The 14993-nt window shown below is 47.7% G+C and carries 17 protein-coding genes; 3 read left to right on the forward strand and 14 right to left on the reverse strand.

Annotation, left to right across the window (positions count from 1 at the left end):
* Window positions 1-106: 106 nt before the first annotated feature.
* Both cysQ and nudE read right to left on the reverse strand, forming a co-directional pair.
* Complete coding sequence (gene cysQ / locus H595_RS0100070; RefSeq protein WP_027669347.1) at window positions 107-937, reverse strand: 3'(2'),5'-bisphosphate nucleotidase CysQ; 831 nt, start codon at window positions 935-937, stop codon at window positions 107-109.
* A complete protein-coding gene (nudE, locus tag H595_RS0100075) occupies window positions 915-1514 on the reverse strand; it encodes an ADP compounds hydrolase NudE (RefSeq protein ID WP_027669348.1) in 600 nt (199 codons plus the stop codon). The genes cysQ and nudE overlap by 23 nt, the downstream gene beginning before the upstream one ends.
* A 59-nt stretch (window positions 1515-1573) precedes the next feature.
* Between nudE and yrfG the strand changes: the two genes are divergently transcribed.
* On the forward strand, window positions 1574-2254 hold the full coding sequence (gene yrfG, locus H595_RS0100080) for a GMP/IMP nucleotidase (protein ID WP_027669349.1): 681 nt from the start codon (window positions 1574-1576) through the stop codon (window positions 2252-2254).
* On the opposite strand, the gene H595_RS0100085 is transcribed toward yrfG, so the two are convergent.
* The 12 genes from H595_RS0100085 to gspC are packed head-to-tail and all read right to left on the reverse strand — an operon-like array spanning window position 2251 to window position 13486.
* A complete protein-coding gene (locus H595_RS0100085; protein ID WP_027669350.1) occupies window positions 2251-2994 on the reverse strand; it encodes a type II secretion system protein N in 744 nt (247 codons plus the stop codon). The genes yrfG and H595_RS0100085 overlap by 4 nt on opposite strands.
* A 9-nt stretch (window positions 2995-3003) precedes the next feature.
* Window positions 3004-3474, reverse strand: coding sequence for a type II secretion system protein GspM (gspM, locus tag H595_RS0100090; protein ID WP_027669351.1), 471 nt, complete (start codon window positions 3472-3474; stop codon window positions 3004-3006).
* On the reverse strand, window positions 3471-4658 hold the full coding sequence (gene gspL / locus H595_RS0100095) for a type II secretion system protein GspL (RefSeq protein ID WP_027669352.1): 1188 nt from the start codon (window positions 4656-4658) through the stop codon (window positions 3471-3473). The genes gspM and gspL overlap by 4 nt, the downstream gene beginning before the upstream one ends.
* Window positions 4655-5638, reverse strand: a complete 984-nt coding sequence (gene gspK / locus H595_RS0100100) for a type II secretion system minor pseudopilin GspK (protein ID WP_027669353.1) — start codon at window positions 5636-5638, stop codon at window positions 4655-4657. Before gspK ends, gspL begins: the two co-directional genes overlap by 4 nt.
* On the reverse strand, window positions 5638-6261 hold the full coding sequence (gene gspJ, locus H595_RS21355) for a type II secretion system minor pseudopilin GspJ (RefSeq protein ID WP_240474799.1): 624 nt from the start codon (window positions 6259-6261) through the stop codon (window positions 5638-5640). Before gspJ ends, gspK begins: the two co-directional genes overlap by 1 nt.
* Entirely contained in the window at window positions 6254-6622 is a 369-nt protein-coding gene (gene gspI / locus H595_RS0100110) for a type II secretion system minor pseudopilin GspI (RefSeq protein WP_027669354.1), read from the reverse strand. The genes gspJ and gspI overlap by 8 nt, the downstream gene beginning before the upstream one ends.
* Entirely contained in the window at window positions 6619-7215 is a 597-nt protein-coding gene (gspH, locus tag H595_RS0100115; RefSeq protein ID WP_027669355.1) for a type II secretion system minor pseudopilin GspH, read from the reverse strand. Before gspH ends, gspI begins: the two co-directional genes overlap by 4 nt.
* Window positions 7215-7649: a type II secretion system major pseudopilin GspG gene (gspG, locus tag H595_RS0100120; protein ID WP_027669356.1), complete on the reverse strand. Its 435-nt coding sequence runs from the start codon at window positions 7647-7649 to the stop codon at window positions 7215-7217. The genes gspH and gspG overlap by 1 nt, the downstream gene beginning before the upstream one ends.
* A 1-nt stretch (window position 7650) precedes the next feature.
* Complete coding sequence (gene gspF / locus H595_RS0100125; protein WP_027669357.1) at window positions 7651-8871, reverse strand: type II secretion system inner membrane protein GspF; 1221 nt, start codon at window positions 8869-8871, stop codon at window positions 7651-7653.
* Entirely contained in the window at window positions 8871-10379 is a 1509-nt protein-coding gene (gspE, locus tag H595_RS0100130) for a type II secretion system ATPase GspE (RefSeq protein ID WP_027669358.1), read from the reverse strand. The genes gspF and gspE overlap by 1 nt, the downstream gene beginning before the upstream one ends.
* Window positions 10379-12502 (reverse strand): type II secretion system secretin GspD, encoded by a 2124-nt coding sequence (gene gspD / locus H595_RS0100135; protein ID WP_027669359.1) that lies wholly within the window; start codon window positions 12500-12502, stop codon window positions 10379-10381. The genes gspE and gspD overlap by 1 nt, the downstream gene beginning before the upstream one ends.
* Before the next feature lie 27 nt (window positions 12503-12529).
* On the reverse strand, window positions 12530-13486 hold the full coding sequence (gene gspC, locus H595_RS0100140) for a type II secretion system protein GspC (RefSeq protein ID WP_027669360.1): 957 nt from the start codon (window positions 13484-13486) through the stop codon (window positions 12530-12532).
* A 170-nt stretch (window positions 13487-13656) separates the two neighbouring features.
* On the opposite strand from gspC, the gene hslR reads away from it, so the two are divergent.
* Together hslR and hslO are read left to right on the forward strand one after the other, a co-directional pair.
* Window positions 13657-14070: a ribosome-associated heat shock protein Hsp15 gene (gene hslR / locus H595_RS0100145; protein ID WP_027669361.1), complete on the forward strand. Its 414-nt coding sequence runs from the start codon at window positions 13657-13659 to the stop codon at window positions 14068-14070.
* Between the two features lie 11 nt (window positions 14071-14081).
* Window positions 14082-14930, forward strand: coding sequence for an Hsp33 family molecular chaperone HslO (gene hslO / locus H595_RS0100150; RefSeq protein WP_027669362.1), 849 nt, complete (start codon window positions 14082-14084; stop codon window positions 14928-14930).
* Window positions 14931-14993: the final 63 nt, after the last annotated feature.

The raw sequence follows: 14993 nt of genomic DNA on the forward strand, positions 1-14993 counted from the left end.
TGCCTGATTTGGCTAAAAACCGCGTCAGCTCTGGCATCTGGCAACGCTATGCAGTTTTTTTAGATAGTTATGCTTATTTTGTTGCCGTAGCTAAAACCTTTCAATGCTAGGCTGAAAGGTCACGCTCTGTTGGTCGTGATTTTACTAAATCGGACCAAGGAATGCTGGCCTTACCCATTACCATAAAGTCCGGGTTGGCTAAGGTGGTGCGTTGATTATAGCTAAGCGCGGTAAATTCGCTGTCTAAAATTTTGCCACCTGCTTCTTCTACAATCACATGTACGGCGCCGGTATCCCATTCGCCGGTTGGTCCTAAACGCAAGTAGCAATCTGCTTTGCCTTCGGCAACCAGACAACTTTTTAAGGAGCAACTGCCCAGCGCAATGTATTCCACCTTCTCAGCGTGCTGCATTAAATCGATAATGGGTTGCAAGGGTTGGCGACGGCTTATGGCTATTTTTAAAATATTACCTGCCTGATGCGTATTTACATGGATGCGGTTAATCAGGTTATGCTGCTGTTTAAAAGCGCCATTACCGCGACTGGCGTAATACATTACATCTTCTTTGGGCCAATAAATTACCCCCAGTGCAGGCCAGCCCCGCTCAACTAAGGCAATACTTACCGCAAAGTCACCACTTCTGGCAACAAACTCCTGCGTACCATCCATGGGGTCAATTAACCAGTACCGCGGCCAGTTTTGACGTTGCGCCAGCGGCACTTGATAAGACTCTTCTGAAATGATCGGGATATCGGCAGCAATTGTCGACAGTCTGTCGATAATTATACTGTTAGCTGCAAGATCGGCGCTGGTTACCGGGCTAGCATCGGATTTCTGCTGTTGCTGAAAATCTCCGGTTTGATACAGTCGCCATAACTCTGCTCCAGCCTCACGGGCCGCCAATTTGACAGGGTCAAGCAGTCTGCTTAAAAACATCTGGGTTCGCTTCCAAATATTGCTGCGCTAAAAACAGGGCGGCGACACTTCTGGCCTCAGTAAAATCTTCCTGCTGTAACAGAGACTGACTTTGCTGACGCGACCAGCGTACAAGCTCAAGCGGTTCCGGCTCGTCGCCTGCCAAGCTTTCTGCATATAAATCAAGGGCCAGAACTATATGCATTGTAGCATTAAAATAGCCTGGAGCTAACGCCAGTGATTTAAGTTGTATAAATCGACGCGCACCAAAGCCAATTTCTTCTTTTAATTCTCGGTTAGCGGCAGCAATAGCATCTTCACCCGGATCAATTAAGCCTTTGGGGAAACCTAATTGATAATCATGGGTGCCAGCGCAGTATTCACGCACTAAGTAAAAATGCTCTTCATCCGGGCAAGCGATAATCATCACAGCACCACGGCCTCCACCACGCATGCGTTCATAGGTTCGCTGTACCCCATTACTGAACTGCAATTCCAGTTGTTCTATTTTAAACAGACGACTTTGTGCCACGATGTCAGCACTTAATATTTCCGGCTTTTGCTTGTTGTTAGGTTTATCATCCTGCCGCTGCGTCATGCTGCTACCTCTGATACAATCCAAGACTGTTACTATAAAACGATTAACAGGAAAAACCTATGCTGAACTGGGCTGAAATTGATACTGTGCTACTGGATATGGACGGTACTTTACTGGACTTGCACTTTGATAATTATTTTTGGCTACAGCATTTACCAAAGCGCTGGGCCGAAATTAGCGGTATTAGTATTAATGAAGCACAGACGCAGTTAAAAGCAGAATACGCCGAATTGACCGGCAAGCTGGAATGGTATTGTCTGGATTATTGGGGTAAACGTTTACTGCTACCCATTACTGAATTAAAACGTGAAGTAATGCATAAAATTGCCATGCGCGCAGACGTTCCTGATTTTCTTACCGCTTTAAAACAAAGTGGCCGGCAAATAGTACTTGTCACCAATGCCCACCCAGACAGCTTGTCTTTAAAAATTGAACGTACCGAACTTGCCAACTACATCGACACGTTAATTTCAACCCACGAATTTGGTGTAACCAAAGAAAACCAGGATTTGTGGAAAAAGCTACAGCAGCGGCTCGGATTTAACGCTGAACGCACGCTTTTTGTCGATGACAGCTTGCCTATATTAACTGCAGCACAGGATTACGGCATTAAACACTTACTGGCTGTAGCAAACCCGGACAGCCAGCAATTAAGCCGGCAAATCACCGAGTTTCCAGCGATTACCGACTACAGTGTACTACTGGATGATATACGCAAAGCGAACCATTTAGCCGATTAAAGTTTAATCGCGTAACGGCCCTGCTCATCAGGCCTGCCAAGGAATTGCATCGCCTGATGTACTTCTTTTGGCATGCTGGCATCTGGTTTCAATGTGCCGTTCACCAAAAGCTGCTCAGCGTTAATCACGGCTTTGATATCTAAACCCAGTAAATTGTTGCCATCCGTTGTCAAGGTAACGGTGCCATTATCACAACTTAACTGGGCAAATAGACTTTGCAGCTCAAGCCAGGTTGCGGTTGGGGTTTGTAATCGGGCGTTTTGCCAGCTTGCGCTGCCAGCCAACTGCTGACACCAGGGTTGGCCTTGACTAAAGCGCTCTACATCCAGCACCAGTTCACCTGTTGCATCTACCGGTAAAGGCAGCGACAGCATAGGGAGAATTTGACTAACGGGTAATTTTAACAAGGTACTTTGTAACCCCATGCCGCCAATACCATAACTGGCTTTGCCTTTTAAATACGGCTGAGTTGCATTTTGCACACTGCCACTGAGTACATCAAATTGAAATTTACCGGTGAATAATTGCCAGCCATTCAACTGCCAACTTAGTGTGTCAAACTGCAATTGCTCGTAACGCACGCCAGCAACATTGCCTTGCCACAAAGTACCTGAAACACTACCCAGCTGCAGCTGGGGTGGCAAGGTAGCCAGCTTTAACCACCAGCTGGCAGGTGTTAGCAACAGGCTAAACAGCAAATAGCTCACAACTCCGATAATAATAAGTTTTAACTTTGACATACCGCCTGCTTACTCCACTACCATACGACGCACCCGCACGATGCCTGGATCATCTGCCGTTGCTATATCTAGATTCTGCAATTTCACACCATGCTGATACTGTAACGCATGTAACCAGCCCAACAACTGGTCAAAGCGCATGTCGTCCAGCACCAAGGTTAGCTGTTCATTCTGCGGCTGCATCCGGCTTACATTTATACCAAAATTACGCGCACTGGTGCTTACCACCTGAGACAAACTTCCACTGCGCTGTATTGTTGCACTACCAGCAGCCTGTAACTGAGGTAACGCCTGCTGCAGCTGGCTAAGCTGGCGCTGTGCGAGCTGGACGTTCTGCTGCTGTGTCACTTTTGACTGATGCAACGGCTGCCAAATCAACCAATAAAACATACCAATAGTCACCACCGCTGCGGCTATGGCAACCAACTGTTGCTCACGCTGCTGTAAACCGGACCACCAGCTTATAATTTGTTGTTTCATACTTTGCCCCGCATAGCGACACTACCCTGCACTTTGCCGCCATCATTACTAAGCGCACCCTGGTCAACGCTAAACCCAGCGGATTCCAACGCGTTTTTCAGTTTTTCAAAACTTTGAAAGCCATCGGCCTTAGCCTGAAAGCGCAATTCTGAACGCTTGCCATCATAGCGCAAGCTTTCCAGACTGACGTCAGGTACTGTCGCTAGCTGTTGTTGTAAGCTTTGTAACAACAGCAAAAACCCCTGCTCATCATCGCCACCTGCCGCTGCCAGTTTCTGTTGCAATTGCAGCTTTAAATTGACAATACGCTCATTAGGAAATGCTTGCTGATATACCGCTAAACTTTGCTGTTGCAAGGCGTCACTTTGTTTACTCAGTTGCCAGTTGCCTAATCCAAGCTGTAACAAATATACGCCAAAACATACACCCGCTATTGCCGCTGTGCTACGCAACATTTGCGTTTGTGTACTAACCTGACGTTTAGGTTTGTACTCACCTTGTAGCATGTTGAAATCATTGTGTGGTAGTTGGCTGGACAGCAGTGCCAAGGGTAATTCAGGCTCTGCCAACTGATGGCTTTGAATCAGCTCTTCTGGCCAAGGGCTGTAACTGGTTAGTACCGGCAGCGCGGCGAGCTGTAAATAATCACCCCACCAACTGGCTTCAATGGCGGATACCTGCCAGCTACTTTGTTTAATCAACCACTGGTCTTGCAATTGAATACAGGCTGGCAGCTGCTGTTCTGGTAACAATAAGGCGTCAGGTATCATGCGGCTAACGCTAAAACCTGCGTCCTTTAACCATGTCAGCCAGTTTTCCAGGCGTTGCTGCTGGCATACTGCAACCTGCTGACGGTAATGCCCATCGTGCAATTCAACCTTACCCAAGGCCAAAAACAAATGCTCAATGTCTTCAGCCTGATCTTCCTCGAGCATATAGGGTAATGCCTGCAGCAGTTGCCGGTTTGGCTTAGCGGGCAAATTAACCAACTTCAACACAACGTCGGACGCCGGCACCAAGGCGACAACCGGCCGCTTACCCAGCCTATCAGCAAGCTCAGCCAACTGCTCAGCGCCTGACAACTCGCCACTGGCGATGATTTCCTGATTATGGCTGGCCCACACTAGCCAGCTAATACTTTGCTCTGCCCGGCTACCTAACCGGATCACCAATTGTTCACTCACCCCTGGCCTCCAAATCGCCGCGCCAATACGCTAACCTGATTATTATCATTTATTTTAAGTACCGACGTTAATATGAAACCACTTTCCAGATAAGCCGCGGTGGCCGTAAGTTGAAAACTGTCAGATTTTACTGTCAGCATGTTTTTTACATCGTCCTCAACCGTCATTCCTGCTAGTGCTGGTAAAGCAAACAGCTCATCGACTGTCCCAAATCCTTGCTCTGGTCTATCCGCTATAATCTCTTGCGCACTTTGCTCTGTAAGTTCAGGAATTAACGCCGCCAACAATACCGCGGTATCCGCCGTTAAGGTATTAATATTAAGCAACAACTGACCGTCCTCCGGCACAACGCAAACAAAGGGCAGCAATAACTGATAATCTGCCGGCGTCATATCCAGGATAACCCGTAACTCCGACACACTGGCCATTAAACCGTTGGCACTATAGTACGGAAATAACAACGAGGCATAGTCGTCTTCTTCAGCACTACCTGCACCACTTAGCAAGCTGTCTTCATCCAACCAATCACCAATGCGTGATGTGAGATACTCAGCGGGCATGGTCAATTCACCGGCTTTTAACTCCAATAACCGTTGAAACGCTTTTTGCGCCGCACTTTGCTCTGCCCGACCACCATTATCTGGCGCGGTATTTTGCAGCGCATTAATATTAAAGCAGCTACGTAAATCACGGATGTCGCCAGCAATAGTGCCGTTTTCAACCGGGAATGTTGCACCTTCTAATGCCCAGTCCTGCGACAAATTAACCGTTTCCTGCCCAGCCAGAGCACGGGCTAATAATACCCGGGCAAATTGCTCTGCGCCCATGGCATACCAAAATGCTTGCTGCTGCTGCTGCACATTTTGCTGACGCTGCAACTGCAATTGCAAACGCCCCGTCATACTGACTGCAATCACTACAATGATGGCTATCACCATCAACACAGCGACTAGCGCCACGCCACGCTGACGACAAGGCATTATCTGCCCCCCGTATTTGCTACTGCGCCATCAGGCAATATAAATACCCGCTCTAACCGACCAAGGTACTCATCGGTTAGGGTAATACGCACCGCTTTGGGGAAGTTGCTGTCTTGCCAGCGTTCCAACCATTCTTCGCCTTTTAAGTACTGTATTTCAAAGCCTGTCAGGCCATTTAACAGCATTTGTACTTTAGGCTCAGTGCCAGTTACGGCATCAGGATATAAAGTAAAGAGCCGCTGCAAATTACCCTCTTGTAAGCGGTAAGCGACGGTCTGAATTTCACTACGCGGCAAAATCATCCCCGGGTTGCGCCACCCCTGACGCGTAAAGCTCACACCGTGATCTTCACTTTCCAACAAAAACTTTTCACCATATAAGCGAAACTTAGACGGTGGCTCACCGTCAATACGCACATGCCGAACACTTATCTGCATAAAATCACGTTCTAACATCAGCATCGATCTTTGCAACTGCACCAAACGCTCAGTCGCTTCTACCGACAAGGCGTCACTTTGGGTAACACTGCTAAGCACGGCTACCGAAGCCATACCCACCATGGCAAAAATAGCCGCCGCTAGCAGCATTTCAATAAAGGTAAAACCACGCTGCCGCTTAACCACTGGGTCGCCCTTTATAACTTTGCAGTTGGTATAGCACTTGTGTCGGCTGCTCAGCCAAACTTACGCTAATTTCGACAAGACGAAGATCGTCATCCGTCAGTTTGCTAATTTGCTGTTGCCAAATCCATTTGCGATTTGCCATTTCTACCTGGCCTTGCGATTTATCTTTGCCTGGCCATTCATCATCTATCATGGCCAGTTGCATTTGATTGGATGCAATGTAACTGGCTAAGGTTAATTCTTCTAACTGGGTTAAATGTCGAATATGGGCAGAGCTAGTTTGCATAATGGCCATGCCTGCAGTGGCAAATATCGCCAGCGCCACCAGTAACTCCAGTAAGGTAAATCCGCGTTGTTTCATGGCAATTGCTCTGCGGCCAAGGTGCGTGTTAACGGGATAGCAAACTCGGTACTTACACTACTGTACAGCGGCGTTAACTCCGACTTTTCGGTAAATAACAGCTGAAACGGGCTAATTTCACCCGAAGACAACACGAACACTTGAGGTAACACCGGGATTTCACTTTCCTCATCAGTTTCATCCTGGTCGTCCAGCACCCAATCTAGCTGGCTAAGTAAATTTGTGTCGGCACCGGGTAGCCCCTCTAATTCAAGCGAAATAGTGATATCTTCAGGCAATATATGCTGCTGTAAACCGCGCGGCTCTGTTGCTTCCAGCCACTTAGCATCGTTGTTACTGTAATACAAAAAGCCGTACCTATCCGGCATGACATACAGCCCCCACTCTTGCTGTTTTAGCATTGCCGTTTCTGCGGCAAAGTGAAACAACTGTTGGAACCGTGCAGCTTCGTCGTCAAGTCGCTCTTTACGCGACTCTCCGGCAAAGTTAATTACCACAACACTGGCAAGCAAACCAATTAATAGTATGACTAACATCAGCTCCAACAAGGTAAAGCCTAGTACTTGCTGACGTTGGACTTGCCGGTTATTCATTAACGGTTCGCGTTATCGTCTGTCGTTGTCCAGTTGCCAATATCGTCATCGCTGCCAGCAACCCGGTCAGGGCCCTTGCTTAAAATATCGATTTGGCCCAACTGACCCGGGCTCACCAGAATATAGTCTTCACCCCAAGGATCTTTTGGCAAGCGTTTGATAAAACCGCCCTCTGGAAAAATACGTGGCGTCGGCTGAGACGTTGGTGCAGTAACCAGAGCTGACAAACCCTGCTCTGTGGTAGGGTAAAAGCCATTACGTAGCTTATACATATCCAGAGTGCTTTCTAACTGCTGAATATCAACCATGGCTTTTTGCTGGTCAGCAACTTCTTTATTCCCTAGCAAATTAGGTACCACCATACTGGCAATAATGCCCAGTATGACAATGACCACCATGACTTCAAGTAAGGTAAAACCAGCGGATTTTTTCATGTTATCTTCCTATCATATTATTTAATGCAAGTATCGGCAGCAGGATGGACAGTACAATCATAAACACCATCGCAGCGAGGATAATGACTACTGCAGGTTTAAATATTTCCAACGATACAGTCATGGTCATTTCAAACTCACGGTCCAGTGTATTGGCCGCGCGTTCCAGCATGGTATCGAGCTGTCCGCTTTTCTCGCCGCTGGCAATCATATGCAGCATCATTGGCGGAAACAGCTTGGTTTGTTCTAAGGCATTTTTCAGCGATGTACCCTCGCGCACCCGCGCGGTTGCATCAGCAACGCTTTGTTTCATATAGGTATTATCTAACACGTCTGCACTAATACGCATGGCCTCTAACAGCGGTACACCACTGGCATTGAGTATGCTTAAGGTGCGGGCAAAGCGGGCAGTGTTAATGCTGGATACAATGCGTCCAATCACCTTCACCTTCAGCAAGCGTCTGTCATAGTTCAGTCTGATTTGTGGCCGCTGTAATAAACGTTTCCAACCAATTATGGCCAACGCAATGCCGACAACTAGCGCTAAGCCGTAACTTTGTACGAATTCGCTGGCGCCAATCATAAATCGGGTTAATGCGGGCAACTGCTGCCCCATGTATTCAAACTGCTCGGTAATTTTAGGCACCACAAACGACAGCAGAACCGCAATAATCGCTACCGCAACCACCACCATAACCACCGGGTAAATTGACGCCATCAGAATTTGATTACGCATATGCTGACGTTGCTCGGTGTAGTCCGCCAGCCGGTTTAACACCTGATCCAAATGCCCCGATTTTTCTCCCGCCGCCACCATGGAGCGAAACAGGTGATCAAACACATGCGGAAACTCAGCCAGGCCTTCAGCTAAGCTGTAGCCCTCAACCACTTTGGACCGCACTGTCATAACCATATTTTTCAGCCGGGGCTTGTCGCATTGCTCTGCTACCGCGAGCAACGCGCTTTCTATTGGCAAAGCTGCTTCAACCAGCGTAGCTAACTGTCGGGTTAGTAATGCCAGCTCAGACGCCGATATTGACGCTTTAAACCACTGCTTACCGGAAGCGAGCATTTTTTCCTGCTGTGACGCCACCGCAACACTCACCGGTGTGAGTTTTTGTTCCCGCAGTAAAGCCCGGGCGTGGCGCGCATTGTCCGCTTCAAGCACCCCTTTACTGGATTTGCCTCTGGCGTCTAGTGCCTGATATTCAAACGCTGCCACTACAAGTCCTCACGCGTAACACGAAGTACTTCTTCCAGCGTGGTCTCGCCGTTTAGCACCTTACTAAAGCCGTCACTACGGATACTCGGGCTGTGTTGGCGCACGTACTTCTCAATCGCCTGCTCGCCTTTGCCATTATGGATAAGCTCACGAATATGCTCATCAACCATTAATAATTCATGGATACCTGTTCGGCCACGGTAACCGGTTTGGTTACAGTGCTCGCAGCCAATAGCACGATAAATGATAACGCCTTCTTTTTTCGCCACACCAAGCAAATTACGTTCTTCTTTATCTGGCTCGTGCGCCGCTTTACAATGCGGACATAACGTACGTACCAAGCGCTGCGCCAGCACGCCTAATAAACTGGACGACAGTAAAAACGCTTCCACACCCATATCTTCTAAGCGGGTAATCGCGCCAGCGGCGGTATTGGTGTGTAACGTAGATAACACTAAGTGGCCGGTTAAACTGGCTTGTACAGCAATTTGGGCGGTTTCAAGATCGCGTATCTCGCCCACCATCACCACGTCCGGGTCTTGCCGTAATATGGCACGTAAACCACGGGCAAAGGTCATACTCACTTTGGTATTTACCTGGGTTTGGCCTATACCTTCCAGCTCATATTCAATGGGGTCTTCAACGGTAAGAATGTTGCGATCTTTGGTGTTAATTTCAGTTAAACCAGCATACAAGGTAGTACTTTTACCCGAACCGGTAGGGCCGGTAACCAAAATAATACCGTGTGGCTTTAATATCAGTTGTGAAAAGGCTTCCTGAACTGACCCGGTCATGCCTAAGTCGACCAAGTTAAGGTGCGAGTTGTTTTTGTCCAATAGGCGTAAAACAACACGCTCGCCATGGCTTGACGGCATCGTCGACACCCTCACGTCCACAGCACGGCCAGCTATTCGCAAGCTAATACGACCATCTTGCGGTACCCGTTTTTCAGCAATATCCAGCTTGGCCATAACTTTAATGCGTGAAACCAGCAGGCTGGACAAACGCCGGTTCGGTCGCAGCACTTCCCGCAAGATCCCGTCTACCCGAAACCGCACAATCAAAGCTTTTTCAAAGGTTTCGACATGAATATCAGACGCACCCAGCTTTATAGCTTCACCCAACATAGCGTTAATAAGCTTAATAATGGGCGCGTCATCTTCGTTTTCCAGTAAGTCTTCGCTTTCCTGAATATCGTCGGCTAATGAAGCGAGGTTAACTTCGTTACCAATATCTTCCATAAGCTGTTGTGCTTCAGACGAGTCGCGCTGATAACTGGCTTCAAGCATGGCTTCAAATTCAACGGCCGACAATCGCGCAATCTGAAACGGCTCGGCTAACATCCGCCGCACTTCAAGCACCGCAGCGGGTGCCGTAGCGGTATGAATATATAACTGCCAGCCATGCGATTGCTGTTGCAGCAACACACCGTGACGTTTCGCAAAACCAAAAGGCAAGCGGATACGGCTGCTAGCAGGCTTAACCTGTTCGGCTTCCAGCGCATCCATTAGTCTTGCTTCCCTTCGTCAGTGCCAACCTCGGCCGGTTGTTGCTTGTTAATATACTCGTCGAAAGTAGGTGGTAATGACAGCGAGTCGTCCCATTCTGGCAATACAACCTGATCTGTCGTCGGCATTAAGCGAATACCTTCTTCCTGCCGTTTTAATTGCTCGGCACGAATATGGTTGTATTTGGTTTTTGAGATACCGGAAAGAGCCGAGCCTTCCTTCAATATTGTGGCTTTAATAAACACCATTAAATTGCGCTTTTGTTTAGTGACACTGGTCGATTTAAATAAATGCCCCAGGATTGGAATGTCACCCAAAAGTGGCACCTTTGACTCACTTTCCTGCACGTCTTCATCAATTAAGCCGCCCAGCACTACTGTGGCACCATCATCTACCATCACGGTGGTTTTTAATTCACGCTTGTTAATGGTGATATCCACCGCTGTCGCACCGCCAATGCTGGACACTTCCTGTTCGATGGTTAATTGCATCGCGGTGCCTTCGTTAATTTGCGGTGTTACTTTGAGCTTAATACCCACTTCCTGGCGCTGCACCTGCTGAAACGGGTTAGTGTTATTGGCACCAGTCGTAGAGCCGGTAATCACAGGCACTTCCTGACCTACCAAAAAGAACGCTTCCTGATTATCCATGGTAGTAATATGTGGCGTGGCCAGCACGTTGGAATTAGTACTGGTGCGCACTGCTTGTACAATGGCTGCCCAATCACCTTTGTAAAAACCGAGCATGGCGCCGTTTAAACCACTCAGCACTTGTGCCAATACTGAATAATCGCGGTTTGAATCAGGAGTAGTGGTAGTAACAGGTTGACCGTTGGCATCAATGATAACTGTAGAGGAGCCTTTGGTGACCTGAGATGCTACCGCAGCACCACCGGCAACACTGATAATCGGTATGGTATTGCCATTGCTAAAATTAGTGCCGCCACCGTTGGCATTTAGCCACTGCACGCCAAAGTCGGTGCCGTCACCTTCAAATACCTCAACAATAATCGCTTCTACCAATACCTGGGCACGGCGAATATCCAGCTGGCGCAACACCTCTTCTAATGAACGCATCATATCGGGTTGGGCGGTGATCACCAGCGAGTTGCTGTCAGCGTGCGCTTCAATACTAATAGCCCGGCCCTGATTAGCGGCAGCACCACGACCACCTTGAGCACCGGCCGCACCTGTAGCCCCTTGCACTTCAGCTACGATAGATTCACTAACGCCCTTTAATACCTGTACCAGTTCTTCGGCTTTGGCATACTTTAGATAAAACACCCGGGTATTGCCGCTGGTTTGCAGTTCCGAATCCAGCCGTTTTGCCAGTTCTATCACACGCTGACGCGCTTGTATCTCGCCGCTGACAATTACACTGTTAGTGCGATCATCGGCCACAATTCTTGGCACCAAAAAGTCGGGTTGGTCACCACGGCCCTGGCTTTTATAAATGCTTTCCAAAATACGCACAATTTCCGGCGCTGAGGCAAACTGTAATTTTACAATCTCCAGCTCCTGATCGCCGGCTTTATCAACACGCTGAATAATATCCACTAAGCGGTTTACCACTGCCGCCGGTCCGGTCATCATAATTACATTAGACGGGTCATAGTGCACGACATGGCCACCACCGGCCTGGTTACTAAATTGGCGCAGCAATGGCGCTAGTTCTCGTACAGATACGTTGCGAACCTGTACCACCCGGGTCACCATTTCGTCACCCTGGCCCGGAGCTTCATCTGTTACAACCGGAATATTGCTGGTTTTGGCGTCTTTATTGCGCACTACTTTTAATATGCCATTTTCCATTTCAACCACGGCGAAGCTATACACTTCAAGCACGTTGAGAAAGAACTGGTAATACTGTTGCTCGTTGAGCATTTCATAGCTGCGTACGTTAATACGCCCACGTACCTGTGGGTCAACAATAATGGTTTTTTTCAGGTTCATACCAACAATATTGATAAACTCATTTATGTCGGTGCCTTTAAAATTCGGCGAATACATTACCTCTTCCTGCGCTACCACAGAGGCAGCGGGAATAATTGCGGTAAGTGCAGCGGCCACCAGCATACTGGCCAGTGAGCGGCGGGAGAAAAAAGAAGATTGCCCTGATTTCATTAGTGAATAACCAATTAGTTTTATTATTTATTGTGACAGGCTTACCAGAATATCTCTGATCTCACCATCGCGTTCTATTTTAATAGCGGCTTCTTTAGCATCACGTAATTCATTAATCACGCTCATTGCCTGCTGCATATCGTTCAATGCTATACCGTTTATTTCTACCGCTAAATCATTTGCCTGCAGCCCCATTTGCGTAAACAAGCTGGGATCTTTCCCTGGCATCAACCGGTAACCCGCCAACTGGCCGTTGGCGCGATAAGGCGACACCCGGATATAGTCGAAAAACTTCATTGGCTCCGCCATCAGCTCTTCGCGCGCCGCCTCAAATTGCTCACTCACTTGCAACGGCTGCATTTCCATTGGTTCTGCAGCGGGAGCCATATCTTGTTGCACCGGCTCTTCGTTATAAGGTTCGTCAGCGCGGCCTAAACCGGCGTTGGCTTGGGCTATTTTGGTATACTCCATACCGTCAAGCATCAAGGTTTCATAACGACCGGCTTGTTGTAATAACACCCGGTCTGACAACACCTGCTTTAGAACTGCATTAGTACCGTCTATTTTGTCATTAACCGCATAAGTAGATTCAATTCCACGGCTTTCAATAATGGCACTGCCTTGATCCGGATCTGCAGCCACAGCCACTAAGCCCGTTAGTTTTACGTTGAGTTGCGTCTTAGGTGCCTCAGTAATAACCGGTACCACTTCTTTTTTCTCTGCCTCAGCGGAGGCTTTACCAAATAGCGCAAAACCGGTTAAAGCCGTCAGCTCTACGTTATTACGATTATTTGCTTTCGCCATTGGGGTCATGGCTGGTGGCAGAGTCATTGATGCAGGCTGCGGCAACACTTGCCAGCTTAAACGCGCCAGCAACCATGCCAGTATAATAACCAACACCAAATTCAGCGCTTGCTGCACCCGGTTTAATGGCACTTTCTGCAGTTGCTTGGTCAATTGCTGCGTGTTTAATAACGACTTCATTGCGCACTTCTATTTTATGAGAATAAATTATCTTACCCAGTTGTCTGTCAACCAACAAGCGTGGCCAAACATTTTACAAGGTATTAACCAACTTTTTTTGACTTTAACGCCAAATTACCTGCTTTGGCCCTATAATAGCGGTCTTAGTTCGACAACCGCAGTTATATATTATGTCGTCAGTAAAATCATCATCGCAATCTAACAGCCCAACGTTACGGTTAGATAAATGGCTATGGGCTTGCCGCTTTTATAAAACCCGCGCTTTGGCGAAAGAGATGATCGAAGGCGGTAAAGTACATTATAATGGCCAGCGCTGCAAAGCCAGTCGAACAGTAGAACCTGGAGCAATGGTTAGATTAACCCAGGGAACAGATGAAAAAATTGTCACTGTGTTAGCATTATCGGAAAAGCGCTTAGCCGCGCCACTGGCACAAGCATTGTACGAAGAGACTGCCGATAGCATAGAACAGCGGTTAAAAAGAGCGGAACTGAGAAAGACTAATAGCCTGTTTGCACCGCACCCCGACACCAAACCTGACAAAAAAGAGCGGCGTAAACTACTCTTGTTAAAATCGCAGCAGTAATAGAGAACAGCATGAATGTAGATAATTTATATCGATTTTTATTTCAGCACAAAAACGTACGCGGCGAGCTGGTACAGTTGTCATCCAGCCTCGACCAGATGTTACTGCATCACGATTATCCATTACCCGTAAAGCAGCTGTTAGCTGAACTGGTTGCCGCAACCAGTTTACTTACTGCAACGCTAAAATTTGAGGGCGATATTGCCTTACAAATTCAAGGTGATGGCCCGGTAAAGTTTGCTGCCGTTAACGGTACCAATGCGCAGCAGTTTCGCGGCGTGGTGCGGATGCAAGCCGAAATCTCTGGTACCAGTTTTCGTGAACTAATCGGCGAAGGTTACTTATTAGTAACCATTACACCGCAACAAGGTGAGCGCTATCAGGGTATAATTCCATTAAGTGGCGACAGCTTAACCAGCACACTAGAAGCCTACTTTGCCCAATCTGAGCAACTACCTACGCGTTTGTATTTGTATACCGATTTTCATTCAGAGCAATGCCGCGCAGCGGGTTTTATGTTGCAGGTATTACCGGTAGACCAGCAAAAAGCCAAAGCCGATTTTGACGAGCTGGTAAATTTGGCAGACACGCTAACGCAAGACGAAATGATTAACCTTGAAGCCGAACAGCTACTGTATCGTCTTTTCCATCAGGAAGAAGTTGAGCTGTTTACCCCGCAAACGGTCAGTTTTGTTTGTGGTTGTTCCAGAGAAAAATGTAGCTCAGCCATAGTTAGCTTGGGTAAAGACATAATTAACGAACACATTGCTGAGGGCAAGTTAGACATAAGCTGCGAATACTGTAATAGCACCTATCATTTTGATAGTGCCGACTTAACAACCCTATTGCAGCAATTGTAACCTGCCCCGGCTGTAATTATGAAAGAGTTACCGATATGTCGGTAACTCTTTCTCATTTCAAAG

Origin of the sequence: Rheinheimera baltica DSM 14885 (assembly GCF_000425345.1) — a bacterium.
GTDB classification, from domain to species: Bacteria; Pseudomonadota; Gammaproteobacteria; order Enterobacterales; family Alteromonadaceae; genus Alishewanella; species Alishewanella baltica.